The organism is Nocardiopsis sp. KDC1DS13DA1, assembly GCF_055632325.1.
In genome coordinates, this window is record NZ_JBVMUY010000035.1 from 33,994 (window position 1) to 52,576 (window position 18,583).

Annotated in this window: 16 protein-coding genes; 6 read left to right on the plus strand and 10 right to left on the minus strand. The window is 71.2% G+C overall.

Going from position 1 to position 18,583, the window contains the following annotated elements; translation table 11 throughout:
• Positions 1–58: 58 nt before the first annotated feature.
• From ACTVAJ_RS22915 to ACTVAJ_RS22960, 10 genes are all read right to left on the minus strand, one after another.
• Positions 59–673 carry a hypothetical protein gene (locus tag ACTVAJ_RS22915; RefSeq protein ID WP_470390295.1) on the minus strand — a complete coding sequence of 205 codons (615 nt, stop codon included), beginning with the start codon at positions 671–673 and terminating at the stop codon, positions 59–61.
• A gap of 50 nt (positions 674–723) precedes the next feature.
• On the minus strand, positions 724–1,290 hold the full coding sequence (locus ACTVAJ_RS22920; RefSeq protein ID WP_470390296.1) for a hypothetical protein: 567 nt from the start codon (positions 1,288–1,290) through the stop codon (positions 724–726).
• 779 nt (positions 1,291–2,069) lie between these two features.
• On the minus strand, positions 2,070–3,887 hold the full coding sequence (locus ACTVAJ_RS22925; RefSeq protein WP_470390297.1) for a type IV secretory system conjugative DNA transfer family protein: 1,818 nt from the start codon (positions 3,885–3,887) through the stop codon (positions 2,070–2,072).
• Positions 3,888–3,895: 8 nt separating this feature from the next.
• On the minus strand, positions 3,896–5,446 hold the full coding sequence (locus ACTVAJ_RS22930; RefSeq protein WP_470390298.1) for a hypothetical protein: 1,551 nt from the start codon (positions 5,444–5,446) through the stop codon (positions 3,896–3,898).
• A 12-nt stretch (positions 5,447–5,458) separates the two neighbouring features.
• The gene (locus ACTVAJ_RS22935) at positions 5,459–6,928 is read right to left on the minus strand and encodes an SCO6880 family protein (RefSeq protein ID WP_470390299.1); all 1,470 of its coding nucleotides are present in this window, start codon (positions 6,926–6,928) and stop codon (positions 5,459–5,461) included.
• The gene (locus ACTVAJ_RS22940; protein WP_470390300.1) at positions 6,929–8,506 is read right to left on the minus strand and encodes a hypothetical protein; all 1,578 of its coding nucleotides are present in this window, start codon (positions 8,504–8,506) and stop codon (positions 6,929–6,931) included.
• Between the two features lie 171 nt (positions 8,507–8,677).
• The gene (locus ACTVAJ_RS22945) at positions 8,678–9,595 is read right to left on the minus strand and encodes a hypothetical protein (RefSeq protein ID WP_470390528.1); all 918 of its coding nucleotides are present in this window, start codon (positions 9,593–9,595) and stop codon (positions 8,678–8,680) included.
• Between the two features lie 35 nt (positions 9,596–9,630).
• Positions 9,631–9,978, minus strand: a complete 348-nt coding sequence (locus ACTVAJ_RS22950) for a hypothetical protein (RefSeq protein ID WP_470390301.1) — start codon at positions 9,976–9,978, stop codon at positions 9,631–9,633.
• Positions 9,975–10,394 carry a hypothetical protein gene (locus tag ACTVAJ_RS22955; protein WP_470390302.1) on the minus strand — a complete coding sequence of 140 codons (420 nt, stop codon included), beginning with the start codon at positions 10,392–10,394 and terminating at the stop codon, positions 9,975–9,977. Before ACTVAJ_RS22955 ends, ACTVAJ_RS22950 begins: the two co-directional genes overlap by 4 nt.
• 15 nt (positions 10,395–10,409) lie before the next feature.
• On the minus strand, positions 10,410–10,943 hold the full coding sequence (locus ACTVAJ_RS22960; RefSeq protein ID WP_470390303.1) for a hypothetical protein: 534 nt from the start codon (positions 10,941–10,943) through the stop codon (positions 10,410–10,412).
• Between the two features lie 496 nt (positions 10,944–11,439).
• On the opposite strand from ACTVAJ_RS22960, the gene ACTVAJ_RS22965 reads away from it, so the two are divergent.
• From ACTVAJ_RS22965 to ACTVAJ_RS22990, 6 genes are all read left to right on the plus strand, one after another.
• Positions 11,440–12,045, plus strand: coding sequence for a hypothetical protein (locus ACTVAJ_RS22965; RefSeq protein WP_470390304.1), 606 nt, complete (start codon positions 11,440–11,442; stop codon positions 12,043–12,045).
• Complete coding sequence (locus ACTVAJ_RS22970; RefSeq protein WP_470390305.1) at positions 12,042–13,499, plus strand: C40 family peptidase; 1,458 nt, start codon at positions 12,042–12,044, stop codon at positions 13,497–13,499. Before ACTVAJ_RS22965 ends, ACTVAJ_RS22970 begins: the two co-directional genes overlap by 4 nt.
• Before the next feature lie 46 nt (positions 13,500–13,545).
• Positions 13,546–13,950: a hypothetical protein gene (locus ACTVAJ_RS22975; protein WP_470390306.1), complete on the plus strand. Its 405-nt coding sequence runs from the start codon at positions 13,546–13,548 to the stop codon at positions 13,948–13,950.
• 268 nt (positions 13,951–14,218) lie between these two features.
• Positions 14,219–15,178 carry an AAA family ATPase gene (locus tag ACTVAJ_RS22980; RefSeq protein WP_470390529.1) on the plus strand — a complete coding sequence of 320 codons (960 nt, stop codon included), beginning with the start codon at positions 14,219–14,221 and terminating at the stop codon, positions 15,176–15,178.
• The gene (locus ACTVAJ_RS22985) at positions 15,178–16,305 is read left to right on the plus strand and encodes a DUF58 domain-containing protein (RefSeq protein ID WP_470390307.1); all 1,128 of its coding nucleotides are present in this window, start codon (positions 15,178–15,180) and stop codon (positions 16,303–16,305) included. The genes ACTVAJ_RS22980 and ACTVAJ_RS22985 overlap by 1 nt, the downstream gene beginning before the upstream one ends.
• Positions 16,293–18,572, plus strand: coding sequence for a transglutaminase TgpA family protein (locus ACTVAJ_RS22990; RefSeq protein WP_470390308.1), 2,280 nt, complete (start codon positions 16,293–16,295; stop codon positions 18,570–18,572). The genes ACTVAJ_RS22985 and ACTVAJ_RS22990 overlap by 13 nt, the downstream gene beginning before the upstream one ends.
• Positions 18,573–18,583 lie beyond the last annotated feature (11 nt).

An 18,583-nucleotide genomic window follows, 5' to 3' on the forward strand; every position in this document is an offset into this window, starting at 1 on the left:
TGGCGTTCGGGTCGGACGTGTGCTGACGGCTGTGGCTCGTCTGCGGGAGGGTGCGGTGTCACGCTCGCGGTCCCCTCTGCGTGCGGCTGTCGGAGACCTCCGGCCGGTGCGCCGCGGGTCCGATGGTCGATGGCCCGCGGGTGCGCGTGCGCGTTCCCTGACGCGGCGGCCGATCGTGCAACTCGGCACGCACTTCCGCCGTGCTCGCCGCCGGGTCCACGAGCGGATCCAGGGCGGGGTGCGCGTGCCCCTGCGCGGTGGACATGCGTCGCTCGAAGTCGTCCCGGGAGGTCCGCTCCCTGCGGGTGTCCTCTCCGATCGCCTTCTCGAGCCCGGCCACCGATGCCCGGTGTTCCCCCCGGCCCATGGCGTCGCGGAGTGACGTCGCGCGTTCATCGAGGACGGAGACGAAGTCGGCGTGCGCGCCGTCCGCGGCCGTGAGCGCCTTCTCCTTGTTCTCCTCCGCGACGGACACGTGATCCGGAACGGACAGACGCGCGATTCTCAGGTACCCGACAGCCAGGGCGCCGACCTCGGCGCGTTCCCTGTCCGCCGTCGTCCTGGCGAGGTCGATCGCGGCCAGTCGCTGCCTGGCATCCTTCATGAGCTCGTCGAGCCGCCGCGGTCGCAGCACGGCGTCCCGCACCCGAGCCAGGAAACCTGGTTCCGCCATGGTCTACTCCTCACCGGTCGGACAGGACACGTTCAGGGTGGTCGGCGTACTCACACACGCGGCGCCTGCCCGCTTCGACGGCCGGGGGCGCCGTCCCGACGGGGCACGGGTCTGGTCGCGTCCTGCCCGACGGCGCTCGTGGGGCTCTGGCCGGTCCCGTCGTGCGTGGGAGTGCGGGGCCGCGGAGTGGCGGCGGACACGGCCCGGTTCCCCGGACCGTCCGTCGCCTGGGACGCGAGGGCTTCGAGGGCCTTGTGGGCGTCGTTCATCTTCCCTCCGAACACCTGCGCGCGATCCGACGCCCTGGCCTGCTCCTGAAGCACGGTTGCCACACCGGTCCTCTTGTCACGGGCGAACGCGGTGAGGCGCGAGTGAAGGTCGTCGATCCCGCTGAGGTAGGTCTCGTAGTCGCGTGTCGCCCTGTCGAGTACCTTCTGGCCGTTAGCGGTCCCCAGAGCCGCGGCGCGTTCGCGGACGCTCCTGTGCTGCTTGCCGGCGATCTCACCGTCCGACATCGCCTGACGCCGAACAGTGTCGATCAGGGTGCGCACCAGCCCCCGTTCGTAGATCCAGGGAAGGACGCGGAGCCAGGAGGGAGGGTACTTCGGGTCTGCCATCGTCTACTCCTGGGGTCTTGTCGAACGGCTGCCGTCGGCTGCGGGCCGCGCACTCGCGGTCGGGTCGTCAGACACCTCTGCCCCCACCTTGCTCCGGACCCCGTCGGTGCTGGTGCGGCCTCTGTGGGGACCGCCTTGAAGGACTGCCGGCGCTGGAGCCCGGTCGCGCCGTGGGCGGTCGGCCCTCTCCGCGGATGAGGTCCCAAGCGTTAGGGGGTCCCTGAGGGCGCGTCGGAGCTGTTCGTGGGGCCCGTGCCCCCGCTCCGGTGTTCACGGGGTTGGCGAGACCCGGATAGGCGTCTTCCCGGGCCTGTGTGAACGCCCGTTCGGCGTTCTTCGCCCGTTCGGTCCGTTCGTTGTCGCGATCGAGGACCTCGCCGAGCCGCTGCGCTCCCTCAGCCGCGGTCTCTCTCCCCGGAGGCCGTTCCAGAGCTGAGGCGAGTGCCTTGGCGCGATCGTCGAGGATACTCACGTAGGCGTTGCGGGCGGTTTGCACCGACTTGACAGCCCTGTCGTAGGCCGCCGGGTTGACCGAGTTCGCTCCCTGTATCGGTCTGTTGAATTGCTTGAAGTGTTGGACGAGGTCATCGGCTGCCCCCCGCGCGGTTGCGATGCCGCGGAGTCGTTCCCTTGCTTCTCTGCGGAGTCCGGGTAGGCGGAACCGGGCCGTCAGGGAGCCCGCGGGCCTCCGAGACGGTGTGCGGCGCTCCTCGGGATTCGGTTCGGCCATGGTCCTGCTCCTTCACCGGTCGAATCGGACGGATGTCGGCGGGCGCCGATCACCTGCCGGTGGGTCTGTCGAAGCGCGCACGCGCACCGACGGTGATCTGCTCCTCCGCGTCCTTGATCGCGGCGCTGACGAGCTTGGCCTTCGGGGTCTTGTACCAGGGGCGCATCCGCAGCAGCGTGGGCTTGGCCGCCGTGGCGAAGAGCAGGCACTCGCCCTTGCCGATCTGCCGGATGTCGGAGCCCTGCATGATCTCCTGCCGCCTCAGCTGCACCGAGAAGTTCCCCCTGTTCTCGCCGTAGCTGAACGACGAGGTGGACACGTCGTGCTGGCCGATCAGCTTGGACAGCGCGTCCACGATCTTGTGGTCGTCCAGCCCGGCGCCGAACACCTTCACGGTCGCGGCGGACCACATGGCCTCCATGCCGTTCTCGGTCCACACGCGCACCCCCTGGCGGTAGCTCTGGAGGATGGTGACCGGGACGATGCCGCGCGAGCCCAGGTGGGAGTACATGTCGGGCAGGTCGGCGATCTTGCAGATGTTGGCGGCCTCGTCCAGCACGGCCACCAGTGGCGGGTCGAGCCTGCCGCCCTGCCCTTCCGACGCCTCCTCCCCGGCCAGGAAGATCGCGTCGGTGAGGGCGGCGATCAGCGGCGCGGAAGCGGCGCGCGACTTGCTGAGCAGGTGCAGTGTCTGCCGGGTGGTGACGAACTGGCGGGGGTCGAACTCCGGCACCGTGGGGTCCCTGGGCGGGGTCACCCACGCCATGATCGCGGGGTCGTCCAGGCACCGGGCGGCGGTCCGGGCCGTGGTGTAGATGCCGTCGCGGGTCTCGGCGACGATGTTCTGGGTCTCGCGCAGCGCCTCGGCGTAGGCCGTGAAGCCGTGGTCGAAGAGGAGGTCCACCGGTTGGGGCAGCTTGGTGTCGTGCAGCCACTCGCCGACCTTGGCCAGGTCCTGGCGTCCGAGGGCGGCGGCGAGCATGAGTTGGGAGAGCAGTGCCCGGGCCGCCGGGCCCCACATGTCCTTCTTGGAGTCGTCGTCGATGGTGAGCACGAAGTGCCCGGCGAGGCGGTAGGCGTCCTCGACGTTGCGGACGTTGGACAGCGGGTTCCACCACAGGTCCTGGCCCTGGTGGGTGATGTGCTGGGGGTCGAAGAGCCAGACCCGCTCGCCCGTCGTCCGCTCGCGGATCTTGGCCGTGGCCGCCCAGACGTCGCCCTTGTTGCTGGTCGCGAGCGCCGGTCCGGGCGCGTCCAGGACGTAGGGGATGGCCATCGCGGTCGTCTTGCCCGCGCGGGGTGCCATGTAGGCGAGGATCGTGTCCTCCCACGACGCGAACAGCCGCTGCCCCGTTCCCCGGCCCGACGGGTTCTTCAGGTCGCCGAGCACGAGCCCGACCTGGGACTCGGGCAGGAGCCGGCCCTTGGCGCCGCGCAGCGAGTGCTTGCGCAGCCGCACCGCCTTGTCGGCGGCCTCGGGGCGGGCCAGTTCGTCGACCGTCTTGTTGTCCTTGTTCAGCGCGGTGACGGCGTCGGGTTGCCCGTACAGCTTGTTCCTCAGCCACCGCAGGATCAGCCACACACCGGTGACGGCCACCGTGGACAGGACCGCGAACACCACGACGACCGCCGTGCTGGGCGTACCGGGCCACGCCGTGCCGGTGTCCCACGTGAGCAGCGCGACCACCCACCCCCCGCCGAACGTGCCGACGGTCCCCCCGGTGAAGGCCGCCACCAGCCGGGCCGACGACCAGAAGAGGAAGAGCAGGCCCACCGTGCCCCACAGGGCCAGCAGGATGAGCAGGGGCGGCGCGCCCGCGGCGGCCGCACCGCCGCGCACCTGGTACTTGGGTTTCTCACCCGCCATCGTCGGCCTCACTCTCCCCGAATCGCCTGGTCGGTGTCGTACAGGACGAGCTCGTCGCCCGTGAGCGTCATCTGGACCGGGATGCCGAGCCGCTCGGCCCCCGTCTTGATCAGGTACTTGCCGCGCCCGGGGTGGCGTGCGCCGGGCTGCCAGGAGTCCGGCGACGACCACGACGCCACCAGGCCCTGCTCGGGGGCGGTCATCGGGGTGATCCGGTTGACCGCGGCGAGCTCACGCGGGGGGAGTCCGGCCAGGACGGTGATGGCGGAGCGGTCGACGAACCCCCGGGCCTTGGCCCGGTCCTCCTCGGTGGCCAGCGCCTCCAGGTCGCTGAGCGAGTGCGTGACCATGATCGAGGCCATGCCCTTGGACCGGTTGAGCCGGGTGAGCGAGTCGGCGAACTCCACGAGTCCGGGGGCGCCGCGCAGGGCGCGCCACAGCTCGTCCATCACGCCGATGTAGGACCTGCGGCGGATGAGGCCGAGTTCGGAGAGCACGGCCGCCGCGTCGACCATGCCGAACCCGTAGCTCCACGTGCACAGCATGGCGGCGGTCAGCAGTTTGTCGCCCGCGGCGCCCACCCGCGAGATGTCGACGCTGATCCCCGGCGCCTCCATGTCGAGGGGCCGGGTGGTCTCGCCGTCGAAGACGCCCGCCAGGGAACCGGTGCACAGCAGGCGGAGGGTGAAGACGAGGTCGTCCACACGCTTGTCGTACTGTTCCCGGTCGTCGGCGCGGGCGAAGGACCGCAGCGACGCGGGACCCTCCTCGACGACGTCGAGCACGTCGATGACGGTCGGCTGCCGTCCCGCGAGCCGTTCGTCGAGCAGGTCCACCGCCGCGCCGAGCACGACCTCCTCGGCGTTGCTGATCCGGTCCTCGCGGATCAGGGTGCACAACGCCATCAGCAACGAGATCCGCCGCGAGCGGACCTCCCAGCGGAGCTTCTCCCGCTCCACCTCCGAGAGCCGGTCCATCACCGTGCCCAGGGGGCCCGCGTCCAGCGGGTTGATCCGGTCCAGACCCCGTCCGATCCGGATGACCTGGCCGCCCAGGTGTTGGATCAGCTCGGTGTAGTCCGGCTTGGTGTCGCCCAGGATGATGGCCTGGGATCCGAAGGAGACCGACCCGGTGACCAGGCGCTTCACGAACGTCGACTTCCCCGTGCCCGGCTGCCCCAGGACGAAGCAGCCGGGGTTGGTGATCAGCCCCGCGCGCAGCCAGGCCATCGGGTCGAGGCAGACGGCCTCCCCGGAGAGGAGGTCGCGGCCGATCGGGGTGCCGATCGCCGGTGGTTTGCTGCTCGTGACGAACGGGAACAGCCCGCACGCCTGGGCGGTGGTCGCCTGGTACTCGACCGCGTTGGGGATGTTCGGCGAAGCCCCGCCACCCCTGTGCTTCCAGCCGAGCAGGGGGGCGATGACCTCCCGGTCCCGCTCTTTCGAACGGTCGGTCCGACTCTCCTGGACCCGCAGCGCCTCCTTCTGCTTGAGGCGCTTGCGCTCAGCGCTCTGTTGGCGGCGTTCCTCCCGCCGACTCTGTCGATCGATGATCGCCACGTTTCCTTCTCCCTAGCCCATGCCGCGCTGGATGAGGAACGGCGGGCAGACTCCGAGGGGCAGGGTCGTGGCGAACGCGACGTCCTGGCTGCCCCAGGCCCTGCGCAACCGGATGCGGGACGTCTCCGCCGCCGACTCCGTGTGCGTGATCGCCTGCTTCAGCCTCTCCTCGTCGTCCACGGTCGCGGACGTGTACAGGCTCACCTGCACGAGGCCCGCGCCGCGCGTCTCCTCCTGGGCCGCCTGCCGTGCGTAGGCCAGGTCCTGGTTGTCCCGGGCGCTCACCCTGCGCCGCACCCGGAAGGACAGTTCGCTCTTGTACTGGGCCGCGGAGTTCTGCTGTTCCAGGGCGCGCGCCGCGGCGGCCGCGGGCCAGGGGCGGAACAGCAGTGTGGTCCGCTTGACCCAGCGGGTGGGGGAGAGCAGTTCGGCGAGCACGGTGCTCGTGACGTGGGTGCGCGGCGCCTCCTGCCAGATCCAGGAGACGCTCGTGCCGCCGTCGTGGGTGTAGCGGTCGTGGTGCACCTCGGCCTCGACGGGTGTGGCGTCCGTCCAGTCGAGGGTCCCGATGTCCTGGGGCTTCTCGTTCAGCACCGAACTGAGGTCGTTGACGACCGTCGGGTCGTAGGCACTGCGCACCATGGCGACGAGCTGCTCGGGGGTGGCCCGGCCCAGGACGGACACGCCCGTGCTGGCGAGGCTGGTCTCGAGCTGGTTGAGGTAGCCGTTGACCTCCACCGCCGCCTGCATGCGGTCCTTGGGAGCCACCGGGAACCTGCGCGGATCGAAGGTGACGCTGATGCGGGTCTCGACCTGGGCGTTGACGGTGGGGGCGTTCACCACGAGGTCGCGCATGATTCTGCGGGCGGCCGCGGGGGACTGCGGGTCGATGTCCGCCTCGACGTTGCTGCGCAGCGCGCTCCCGGGGGCGGGCCGGGACTCGACGGTCACCGTGACCCACTGGACCCACGGCATGTACCCGAGGGAGGCCAGCCACTGGTGCCAGTTCGACACCCATGTGTCGACGTCGGACGGCTCCGCCAGCCACACGGAGTTGGACGAGACCAGGATCGTCGCGGTCATGTGGCCCAGTCGGCGGTTCCAGGCCAGACCGAACCGGCCGCCCCTGCCGTTCTCACAGGAGAGCAGGGAGACGGGGGCGAGGACGCCGGGGAGCTGGAAGGCGCGCGGGTGCTCCACCATGACACCCGCCCGGTAGCGGGTGTGCCCGAGAACCTTGGCCCACCACCACCGGAGCCGCGCGAGCAGGAAGCTCAGCAGGGACTCACCCCGCACCGGCACCGCCGCGAACAGGAAGGCCACCGTCATGCCGGGAAGCAGGTAGAGGGCGAGGCCGGGGGCGAACATGCCGGTCAGCATGAGCAGGATCAGGCCGCCGAGCAGGAAGAGGGTGGCGTTGAGCCCCAGCCCGAACAACCCGATGCTGCGTCGGCGGCGCCACCCTCCGTACGTGCGAACCACCTAGACCATCCTTCCGTCTGCTCCGTCGGGGAGCGATGGCGGCGCCGCTCCCGTCGAGGGTGCTGATCCGCCTCCGCTCGGGAGGGCTCCGCCCCCGTCCGAGGCCGTGGCCGCTCCGCCGGGGGCGCCCCCGGCCGAGACGGCTCCGCCGGGCACGTCCGCGCCCGGGGCGGCTCCGCTGGCGGCGTCCCCGCCCGAGTAGGCTCCGCCCGTGTCCGGGAGGGACCCGCCCCCGTCCGTGGCCGCTCCGCTGGGGGTGTCCGCGCCCGGGGCGGCTCCGCCTGAGACGGAGCCGCTGGCGCCGTCCGCGCTGCCCGTGGCCGCCTGGCTGTACGGCTGCCCCGCACCGCCGCCCGCGGAGTTCGAGGACTCCGTCGCACCGGAGGCCGTCGCCTCCGCGCCGTCGCCGGTACCGCTGGCGGTCCCGCCTCCGGCGCCGCCGACACCTCCGCCGCCCGTCCCGGTCCCGGTCAGGCCCAAGGCCTGACCGCCCTGCGTTCCCAGGGACGAGGCGGTCGCGGCTCCCGTTCCCGAACCTGACACACCCGCCAGCGCGCCAGCGGTCCCGCCACCGGTTCCCGAGCCGCCTCCGTCGAGGTTGCGCGCGACGCCCGCGGCGCGTTCGTTCGCTCCGGCCGCGGACACCTGGGCGATGCCGGCCTCACCGCCGGTTTGGCTCCCGATTGGGGAACCGTTGATCTGGTGGTTGCTGGGGGAGGGGTCACCTCCGCCGCCACCGCCCCCTCCCCCGGTGATGGAGTTGAGGCCGCCCGCCATGAAGGCCATGGCCCACACACCTCCCGAACTCATGAGTCGCATCAGCACGGGGAGGGAGCCGGTGGCCAGCAGCATGATCGCCGCCCCCAGGAGGTACCTGAGCAGACCGTCGCTCTCGTAGTCGTCGACGGTTCCGAGGATGACGAGGCCGACCAGGTAGATCATCATCAGAAGGGGCTTGTACAGCAGGCAGGCGAACAGCCAGCCGATGACCTTCGGGAAGATCTTCAGGCCGGGGATCATGGTGCTGGCCGCGGCCAGTGGCAGCAGGCAGGCGATGAGGTAGAGGACCGCGTCCAGCAGGGTGAGGACGATCATCTGCGCGATCAGACCGAGGATCACCGCGAGGCCGACCATGGAGCTCAGGGCCCCACGGGCGGTCTCGTTCATGAACCCCAGGTCGTTGCCGTCGGCACCCACCCGCATGATGCTCGGGTAGACGCTCTTCGCGGCGCTGAGGAAGGTCTCCTGTGCCTCCGCGCCCTCCGACGCGGACGTACCCAGGGTGAGGACCATCGTGGTGAGTCCGCTGCCGAACCTCATCAGGACGAGGATGAGGAAGAGCCCGCCGAACGTGGCGACGATGACCGTCAGCAGACCGCGGATCATGTCCATCATCGGATCGAGCCGACGGGACCACAGGAGGCGGATGGCCGCCAGCAGGATGCCCAACGTGGTCAGGAACAGGACCAGGGGGTTGAAGATGTCCTGGATCGCCAGGACGCCCTGGTCGGCACCCGGCCCCTCCACGTAGAAGCCTGGGGCGTAGGGATCATTGGAAGGTCCCAGGATCTGGTCCAAGCTGGGAGGCGGCGGGCGTTCGGAGGCGTCCCAGACGGGCCCCCTGTTTTCGCTTTCGATGAGGAGATCGAACATTCGCCCAATAATTCCCTGAAGGCTCTCCACGACCCAGCCTTCGACGTTTTCCTCAGCCATGTGTTCCACCTCCTTCGTTTCTCGCTCGGATCGGGATCAGATGTCTACGAGGCCCGAGTCATCGTCGTCCGTGCCGTCTTCACCTGTGGTTTCCTCGCTCGGGAAGCCCGCGCAGTATTCTTCGGGCGTCATCCTGTCAGCGGCCGCGATGACGCTGTCCACCCAGTCCCGGTAATACCTACAGCTGTACTCCCTGCGCTCCTCGGAATATATTTCCATGTGCATGTTGGAGTCGAATTCAAACGGCCAGGGCATAGCATTCTCGGGAGGTTCGGGATAGTCGCCTCGGCAGTCCGCGATCGCTCCCCACCAGTACGGGCTGAGATTGGGGCAGTGGTAGTCGGCCCAGATCCATGAACCCTGCGTCATGGCCTGCATGGGTTCGGCGCTGCACGGGCTGTCGCTCGCCTTGCCCCGGAACGGGTAGAACCCGGTCATGTTGCAGAACTGGTAGCAGTCCGACGCGAAGTCTCCCACGGTGCACCGTGGGTCGTAGGGGCCGTCGACAGGGGCGGTCCTCGCGAGCTCGTCCCATCCGTCGTCGTCGGGGCAGAGGTACCTGCCGTTGTCGGGGTCCTGGAGCGCGCCTCCGTCCTCACAGTCGGCGGCGCCCTCCTCGACACCGTCCTGCCCCTCCTCGACGTTCTCGAGGATGGCCGCGAGGTCGCCGCCGTTCCCGTGGACGGAACCCTGGAGGAGGTTCGCGGAGAGGCTGCCGGACGCGATGAGCAGGACCACGCCGAGGACGACCCAGGGGAGGTCGGCCATGCCGCGAGCGGCGATCCAGGGATCACCGGTGAAGTTCGCGTGGATCATGCGCCCGCCGACGACGATGAGCGCGAGGACGCCCAACACCACGCCCAGACCGGCCACGTACCCCAGAAGGTCGTTTCCGGAGTTCTCGAAATCCGTCAGGGCCAGCGAGAGCCGTCCCGCGTCCCCTACCCGTTCCACTGTCAACTCGCCCTCCGCTGACCTCTCCGACCCGTTCAGACCCCGGCGAGTGTGGTGACGACGGAAATGGCGACCAGCATGAGGGAGACCCCCATGACGGTCCACACCACACCGCCGACACCGTCCGCGGCGATCTCGGACCTGCCCAGCTTTCCGATCGCCATCTTTCCCGCCGAGTAGAGGATGCCGAGGACGCCGAGCACGACGATGACCCCTTGGGCGTACCCGAGGAACCGTTGGATCGGGTCCGCCCCGGGGTCCTGGCCGTCGCCGAGACCCCACCTCGGTATTTTCGGCTCCGGGCTCCACCGCACCTCGGTCGGAGGCGCCATGCCCAGGTGGACGGCGTCCGGGAGCAGGGGCAGGATCTCCCCCAGCGTCATTCGCCCCCGTCCTCGACGTCGAACGAGTCGCTCATGTTCTCGTCCGCCTCTTCCGCGGCATCTGCGCCCCCGCCCCCGACATCGGCGACCGTCGTGATGACCGGGATGGCGACAAGCATGAGTGAGATCCCCATGATCGTCCAGACGAGCCCGCCGACACCGTCGGCGGCGAGGTCGGACCGGCCGAACTTGCCGATGGCCATCTTGCCCGCGGCGAAGAGGATGCCGATGATGCCGATGACGACGATGATGCCCTGGCCCCAACTGATGATCTGCTGGATCGGGTTGCGGGAGTTACTGAAGCTGGGCAGGTCTGGGTCGTTGGTCCAGTTGAAGCCTCCCGCGACGGTCACGGTGTTCGTGGGGGGCGCGGTCAGATAGGTGACCACGTCACTCGCGTGCAGAAGGGTGTCCATGGGTATCCGTTCTCCTCACCCCGTGCCCTGTTGCTCCAGGGTCTCGGTTGCCGCAGCGTGGCAGGCGTTCCTGGTCTCGTCCAAGGCCCGTTCGGCCTTCTTCGGCAGCTTCACCCGGTCCGCGTCGGCGGCGTCGACGTAGCGCAGTGACGGGACGAAGGGGAACCGGACGAGGTGTCCGACCCTGTCCCGCACCAGACGTAGCCGCGCCGTGGACTCCGGTGGTTCCGGTCCGGCGCCGTCCGCCACGACCACCAGGGCCGCGGGGCGCAGGTCGTTCCGCTCGATGACGTTGAGGACCGCCGCCGCCCGCGCCGTCGAGGCGACGCTGTTGCGGCAGGTGACGACCAGCGGGCGGCCGAAGGTGTCGATCTCCCCCCGCTCGGCCGCGTAGGCGCCGAGCTCCCAGGGAGTGTTCAGCAGGACCCGAAGTGTGGTGGTGCCGGCGCCGCCGTGACAGCCGAGTACGACCATCTCCCCGGCCCAGGGCGGCAGTGCGTCGGCCGGGGTCTCCCATGGCTCGGACGCGTCGGTCCCGCGTTTGGCCATGGCTCCGGCTCCCCTCGTCCGTGTCGTGGAAATATCGTCTCCGTCCTGGCCGACGTGAGGATCGGGCACGTCGACACCGGCGGTACCGTGAGCCGGGTTCGGGTCCGGACGGCAGGCAAGATATACCGGTTTGGGGTGAAGGTAATCAAGTGGCCGTCGGAGTCGAAATTACTTTGCGTGGCCGATGGTGTTCGAATGTGAAATGAAATGCGAATAAATCATGGATAAATTCGCGAACCGAAGGAGGTCGTCCGACTCGCCTGAGTGATCATCCGTGGTCAGGCCGGTGAATCCTCCTGGTCAACCCTGCCAGAACGCGTCCACCGTGTGAACGTCCGTGCGTACCCTTTGATCGAATCGTTAGGAAACATCGCTCTTCGTGGTGTTTTTGGGTCCGAATACCCTTTGCATTTTGGATTTCCTTCCGGTATGGATGGTGCGTTCTTGTCCGAATTCTCGACGAATGGGTGCCCATGATCAGAGCGGTTGGTCCGGCATGAGCGACTTCGCCGGGGGCTCGCGGGAGAAGACGGTCGTGTTCGGGATCCTGGCGGCCCTGGTCGTCGCCCTCGTTTTCCTGGGTTCGCGGATCGTCTCGGGGCCGGGCGGCGAGGAGTCCGCCGCCTCCTCCGCACCGGGTGCGAACGGGGAGCCCGCCGCGCCCGGTGGCCGGAGCGTCGACGACGTCATGTCGCTGCTGCCCTTCCCGGAGGCCGAACTCGCGGCCGGGGCCGAGACGGCGCGCCTGTTCGTCGAGGTCTACGGCGAGGTCATCCCCGACGAGAGCGACGACGAGCGCCTCGCCCGCCTCGCCCCGATGGTCTCCGAGGAGTTCTTCGGCGCCCTGGAGGACACCATCCTCAGCACGCCCAACAGCGGGAGCAACCATGATCCGCAGCGGACCAGCGCGTCGGCGACGGTCACGGGAATCCGCAACATCGGAACCGAGTCGGTCATCGTCGACGTGGAGGCGCGGTTCCTGACGGACACCGGGGACGATGGCGGCAACGATCCCGTGTCGTACGCGGTCACCATGGTGCCCGAGGACGGCGCCTGGGCCGTCTACGCCTTCCAGGGGGCGGCCGTCGGAGACGCGGCGTGAGCACGTGGAGCGGGCTGTGGCCGAGGGTGCGCGGGTTCCTGTTGCCCGGGGTTGGGCGCGACGCCGACCGGGGCGCCGCGCCCGCCGCGCGCGTGGGCGGCGGTGCCACGGCACTCGCGGTCATGGCGGGAATCGCCTACGCCTCGACCATGTGCGGCCCGGGCGGTGGCGCCACGGACAGCGGATTCGACACGGCCGGGGGCGGGAACACGGGGGGCATCGTCCAGGCGTCCGCGTCGACGTCGTCGGGCAGGACGGTCATCACCATCGACTCGCACGGGGAGTCGGGCTCCTCCCGGAAGACCATCCGTGTGGACATCCCCGAGAACATCCTGCGGGCACACCGCACCGCGGCCGAGGCGTACGACCTCCCCTGGGAGCTCGTCGCCGCGGTCGGCGCGATCGAGACCCAGAACGGCCAGTACGTCTCCACGGACCCGAACTGGCACTCCGGTCTGCTCGAGGGACAGCGCAACCCCTACGGCGCGGCCGGGATCGTCCAGTTCGGTGTGCTGGACCCGGAGACCGAGGAGGCCGGCGGCCGACTGGGCAGCGCTGGCAACGCGTGGGGGGGATTGCCGAAGGAACCGGTTTCGGACCGAGCCTGGCACTACGAGGTCGGTGATATGCCGACCAGTGATCCGTTCTACTTCGGCATCGACGGCAACGGCGACGGGATGGTCAACGTCTGGGACCCGGCGGACAACATCACCTCCGGGGCGTTCCGTCTCGCCTACTACAAGAATCAGGCCGAGAGGAACGGCGGCTGCAGTAGACGGGCGGGTCTGAGTCCCACCGAGTGCACGGTCTTCATCCACAACAACGCCATGTGGTACGTCCGGCAGGTCTTGGACGTGGCCCGGTACTACAGCGACTCCGGGATCGCTCCGACGTCGCCCTCGCTCAACATCCAGACCGTCGCCGCGTCCGACTCGGACCGGGACTGCCCCCAGGGCGGTGGCGGCGTCGACCAGGCCGCCTTCCAGGGCAACGCGGGTGAGGCGCACCGGAGGGTGGTGGCGTTCGCGAGGGAGCAACTGTGGGAGCCCTACGTCTGGGGCGGTACCGGTCCGGACAGCTGGGACTGCTCGGGGCTCATGCAGCAGGCATACGGGTCGGTGGGGATGCAAATACCCAGGGTGACGACGACCCAGTGGGACCTGGACGACGCGGGCTACGGGAACACGACGGCCCACCGCGTCCTGAACCGCGGCGACGCACTGGACGTCAGCGCCCTCCAGGTCGGCGACCTCGTCTTCTTCCACACGATCCAGTCCCACCCCAGCCCGTCGCACGTGGGGATCTACGCCGGCGGCGGTCGACTGGTCCACGCCGGGGACCCGGTGAAGGATGTCCCGCTCGACACCGAGTACTGGCGGACGAGGTTCGTCGGCGCGGTCCGGATCTTTCCGGAATCCGCCGACGGCGGTGGAAACGAGACCATCGACGCATGACGGGCGCTCACCGCGCACCGGAACACGACCGAAAGGATGGCGCACCATGCCTGTACCCCTCGCTGCTGTCGCGGCTCCCGCGCTGGCCACCGCGGGCCGTTTCCTCCTCCAGAGGGCCGCCGTGCCCGCGCTTCGCTGGCTCGGCCAGCGCGGCGCGTCGTGGCTCGCCGCCCGCGGAGGGTGGAAGGGCCTGGCGAAGGGCGTGGCCGGCGGGCTCCTCAAGGGCGGCCTCAACCTCATGGGCAAGGGCCTCGGCGCCCTCGGAGGCGCCGCCCGCAACACGGCCACGGCGGTCGCCGGTGCGGCGGGGACGGCGCTCGGGAACGCCGCCCAGGGAGGCATCCTCGGGTGGCTGGCTTCGATCACTGCGGACGCCTCAGGAGCAGCACAGCCAGTCGGGATGCATAGTTACGGCTCCCTGCACATGAAGAAGGCCGCGATGGCCAGATAGGCCGAACCCCGCCTCAGGGGCGGGCCGATGATGCCCGGGGTCGCTCCCACGGGGCCGCCCCGTCCGGCTCCCGCTCTTTCCCAGCTCATGACGGACGCGGTACCCTCACGTCGGTGAGCGCCTGCCCCGCGCGCTCCCGACGCCCCTCCTCCTTACCCGCCGGAGACGACGGGGCCCTCTCTCCTCACCCTTCCTCCGGAAAGACCCACCCTCTGTGAACACCCCTGCTCTCCCGGATCAGACGACCCCGGTGACGGCGGACGAGGCCGTGCTCCTCGCGGACGAGTTCGACGACATGGTCTCCTCCGTCGGGTCGGCGGTCCTCGGCAAGACCGACGTCGTGCGGCTGGCCCTGGTCGCGATGCTCTCCCAGGGCCACATCCTGTTGGAGGACGTGCCCGGCACCGGCAAGACCACGCTCGCGCGCGCCATCGCCGCCAGTGTGGACGGCCGTTGGCGCCGGATCCAGTTCACCCCCGACCTGCTGCCCTCCGACGTCACCGGCGTCACCGTCTTCAACCAGGCCACCCGCGAATTCGAGTTCCACCCCGGCCCGGTCTTCGCCAACGTCGTCATCGCCGACGAGATCAACCGGGCCTCGCCCAAGACCCAGTCGGCGCTGCTGGAGGTCATGGAGGAGCACACGGTCACCGTGGACGGCAGCGCCTACGCGGTGCCCTCGCCCTTCCTCGTCGTGGCCACCCAGAACCCGGTCGAGATGTCGGGTACCTACCGGTTGCCCGAGGCCCAGCTCGACCGCTTCCTCATGCGGCTGTCCCTGGGCTACGCCGACACCGCCGCCGAACTGGCGATCATCCGGGGCGACCGGCTGACCTCGCCGGACGACCTCAAGCCCACCTGCGGCGCGGAGCGGATGGCGTGGATGCGCGAGGCCGCCGGACGCGTCCACGTCCACGACGCGATCTACGAGTACGTGCTGCGCGTCGCGCACGCCACGCGCACGCACCCCCTGCTCAGCGTGGGGCTGTCCACCCGGTCGACGGTGGCCATGGCGAACGTGATGCGGATGCTCGCGCTCACCTCGGGGCGTCCGCACGTCGAGCCCGAGGACGTCAAGCTGCTGGCCCGGCCGGTGTGGGGACACCGGCTGGTGCTCTCGCCGGAGGCCTCGGTCGGCGGGCGCACCGGAGCCGACGTTCTGGACGAGGTCCTGCGGGAGACCCCGGCGCCCTCGCCGCGGGACTCGGGAGCGCCGGCGGACCGGTGATGCCGACGACTCGGGGCTGGCTCGTCGCGGGGGTCGGTGCGCTCCTGCTCGGTGTCGGAGTGCTCTCCCAGTACCAGGAGATCGCGCTGCTCGGCGGCGTGGCGGTGACCGCTGTGGCGGTCGCGGCGCTGGCGGTCGGACGTCCCGCCGCCGTGGTGGTGCGGCGCTCGGTCCCGGTGCTGCGGACCGCTCCCGGCGCGGCCGTGCGCGTCTCGCTCCACGTACGCAACACCGGACGACGGGCCCTCAGGATCACGGAGCGCGTGCTCTCCCCCGGCGGTGGGCGGCCGGTGGCGCTGCGCCCCCTGCCCGGCCGCGCGTCGGCTGACGCGGAGTACCGGATCACGGCGTCCCGCCGGGGCGTCGTCGAACTCGGCCCCCTCCGGGCCGGTCGCTCCGACCCGCTCGGCCTGGCCGCCGCGCGCCGCGACTGCGGGGAGACCGACCGCCTCTGGGTCCACCCGCGCTGGGAGTACCTGCGCGCCGTCCCCGTCGGCCGTGTGTCCGACCCCGACGGCGCGGACGACGGCTCCCCGGCGGGAACGCTCACCTTCCACACCCTGAGGGACTACGTCCCCGGCGACGACCTCCGCCACGTCCACTGGCGCAGCTCCGCCCGGCTGGACAAGCTGGTCGTGCGGGAGTACATCGACACCTCCAGGACACGGGTGTGCGTCATCGTCGACGACCGGACCACGCCGGGCGGCGAGGAGCGCCTGGACGAGGTCGCGGGCGTGGCCGCCTCGATCCTGGCCACCGGTGTCCGCTCGTCGCTGCACTGCGAACTCCGGCTCGCCAGCGGCCGGGCCCGGGAGAGCACGGGCGGGCTGCCGCCGCTGCTCGACCTCCTCGCCGAGGCGCGGGCGACCCCGGACGCCGACCTCGACGCCGCCCTCACGCTCGCCCGGACCCGTCCCGCCGGGGACACCGCGATCCTCGTCAGCGGCGCGCTCGGCGCCGCTGACCTGCGGTCGTTCGCACGGCTCGGGGACCGCTACGCGGGGCTCATCGGGGCCGTCGTCGGCGCGGAGGAACATCCCGTCGCCCCCGCCGGCATCACGCTTCTCACCGCCGGTGACGCGGCCGGGCTCGCCGACCGCTGGAACGGAGCGCCATGGTCACGGTGACCCCACCGCGTGCTTTCGAGGAGGAGCGGCGCACGGCGGGGCCCGCTCGGGGTTCCGCCCCCGCTCCCGCCCCCGGAGCCGGACCGCTCGTCGTGGCGGCCCTGTTCCTGGCCGCGGCCGCGGGCGGCGCGGTGATCGCCCCCGGGTACGCGGTGCCCGCCCACGTCTACGCGGTGGTGGCCGCCTCCGCGCTCCTCGGCGTCGTGGCGACCCTGGCCCTGCGGCGCCGGATGCCGGCGTCCCTGAGCCTGGTCGCGGGGCTCCCCCTGCCGCTGGCGTCGGTGGTGGTGTACGCGGTGTGGCTGCCCGGTGAGGGGGGCGGCGTGTGGCGTTCGGCCGGGGAGGCGCTCCTGCACTCGGGGGCGCGGATCCTCACGAGCACCGCGCCGACCCCGGTCAGCGTGGACACCCTCACCCTGCCGTCACTGGCCACCTGGCTCGCCGCCACCGCCTCCGCCCTGGCCTGGTACGGGCGCCGTCGGGCGCTCGCCCTGCTGCCGGGACTGGTCCTGCTGCTGGGCGCGGCCGTGCTCAACGGCCCCGTCGCACCACCCGGGTTCCTCGCGATCGGCATGCTCACGGTCGCCGCCGCGGTCGTCATGGCGGTCCCGGGCGATGAGCCCGAACGCGACGGCCCGTCGGATCCGGCGGGGCTGAGGATCGAGGTCGACACCCCCGCGGGAACCTCTCCCGGGCGGGTGGGACGGGCCGTGCTGACCGGGGCCGTCGCGACGCTGACGGCCGCGGCCACGGTGTTCGCGGGTCCGCTCCTGCTCGCCGGATGGGACGCCCAACCCGGTGACCCGCGCGAGGCGATGACCCCTCCCATGGCCCCCGAGGCGGCGCTCAACCCGCTCGGCTACCTCGCCGGATGGGCCGCCGACGCCGACGAGCCGCTGTTCACGGTCACGTCCGACGCCCCGGTCAGTCTGCGGTGGGCCGTCATGTCCGACTTCACGGGCACCACCTGGCTGCCCGAGGCGGGCTACCGCGCGGCGGGCCGGACACTCCCCGAACCCGTGCCGCCGCCGCCCCACGCCACCGAGGTCGGGGCGGAGGTCGCCGTGGGGGAGGAGCTGCCGGGAAGCTGGGTGCCGGTCGTCGGCGCCCCCCGGAGCGTCGACCTGCCGTCTCCGGGATACGACGCGTTCACGGGCACCGTGGTGAACATGGACGGTCCGGTCGCGGGCACCAGGTACCAGGTGGTCGGAGACGTTCCCGACTGGCGGGCGGACGAGCTGGCGCGGGCCACGACCCCTGCCGGGGGGATCTTCGACGCGTACCGCGAACTCCCCGCGGGCGCGCCTCCGGTCCTCAACGAGGTGGTCGCCTCCGTCGCCAGCGAGGGGGCGCCCTACCAGCGCGCCAGCGCTCTGGCGGAGTACGTTCGGGAGTCGCACACCTTCGACCCCCAGACCCCCGGCGGTCACGGCTACGCCAACGTCGCCGCCGTGCTGGCCGGTCCCGGCGAGTCCGGGGGCGGGGGCACCTCCGAGCAGTTCGCGAGCGCCTTCGCCATGCTGGCGCGTGCCGCCGGGCTGCCCAGCCGCGTCGTCGTCGGCTTCGGTCCGGGCACGGACGAGGGCGGCGGCAGGCACGAGGTCCGCACGGGCGACGCCGTCGCCTGGGGCGAGGTGTACTTCGAGGGCGTGGGGTGGGTGCCGTTCTCCGTCACACCCGGCGAGGAGGGCGCGGACACGCCGGAGGAGACGCCCCAGGACACCTCCGAGCCCGAGGAGGCGGAGGCGGCGGAGGACGCGGACGACCCGCGGGACGACGACGACGACGCGTCCGCGCGCCGCGACGAGGGCGGCCGGACCCCCTGGTGGGCGGCGGCCTCGGTCGCGGGCGGTCTGCTCGCGGCCGTGCTCGCCGTTCCCGTCCTGCGGCTCCTGCGTACCCGGCGCCGGTTGTGGTCGGGCACCCCCGAGCGGCGTGTTCTCGGGGCCTGGCGGGAGTTGCGCGACGCCCTGCGCCTGTGCGCGGTCACGCCGCCCCCGGGGAGCACGGTCAGTGACACGGTGTCCCTCGTCATGGACCAGTTGCCGGAGAGCGCCCGCGGATGGGCCGAGGTGGACCTCGGGTGGCTCGGCCGCGCGGTCAACAGCGTCGCGTTCGCCCCCGGGGCCTCGGTCACCGGGGCGCACGCGTCGTCCATCGCGGAGGGCGTTCGCCGCCAGGTACGGACCCTCCGCCTCAGCAGGGGGCGCAGGAGGGCGCTCACCTGGTGGTTCGATCCCCGCCCGCTGCTGTGGCGGGACAGGTGAGTTCCCGGCCC

Bases quoted from the DNA above. Each gene is read 5' to 3' on its own strand.
- ACTVAJ_RS22955 (WP_470390302.1), bottom strand. From the start codon at position 10,394: ATGGACACCCTTCTGCACGCGAGTGACGTGGTCACCTATCTGACCGCG.
- ACTVAJ_RS22960 (WP_470390303.1), bottom strand. From the start codon at position 10,943: ATGGCCAAACGCGGGACCGACGCGTCCGAGCCATGGGAGACCCCGGCC.
- ACTVAJ_RS22975 (WP_470390306.1), top strand. From the start codon at position 13,546: ATGCCTGTACCCCTCGCTGCTGTCGCGGCTCCCGCGCTGGCCACCGCG.
- ACTVAJ_RS22950 (WP_470390301.1), bottom strand. From the start codon at position 9,978: ATGACGCTGGGGGAGATCCTGCCCCTGCTCCCGGACGCCGTCCACCTG.
- ACTVAJ_RS22990 (WP_470390308.1), top strand. From the start codon at position 16,293: ATGGTCACGGTGACCCCACCGCGTGCTTTCGAGGAGGAGCGGCGCACG.
- ACTVAJ_RS22915 (WP_470390295.1), bottom strand. From the start codon at position 673: ATGGCGGAACCAGGTTTCCTGGCTCGGGTGCGGGACGCCGTGCTGCGA.
- ACTVAJ_RS22985 (WP_470390307.1), top strand. From the start codon at position 15,178: ATGCCGACGACTCGGGGCTGGCTCGTCGCGGGGGTCGGTGCGCTCCTG.
- ACTVAJ_RS22965 (WP_470390304.1), top strand. From the start codon at position 11,440: ATGAGCGACTTCGCCGGGGGCTCGCGGGAGAAGACGGTCGTGTTCGGG.
- ACTVAJ_RS22925 (WP_470390297.1), bottom strand. From the start codon at position 3,887: ATGGCGGGTGAGAAACCCAAGTACCAGGTGCGCGGCGGTGCGGCCGCC.
- ACTVAJ_RS22920 (WP_470390296.1), bottom strand. From the start codon at position 1,290: ATGGCAGACCCGAAGTACCCTCCCTCCTGGCTCCGCGTCCTTCCCTGG.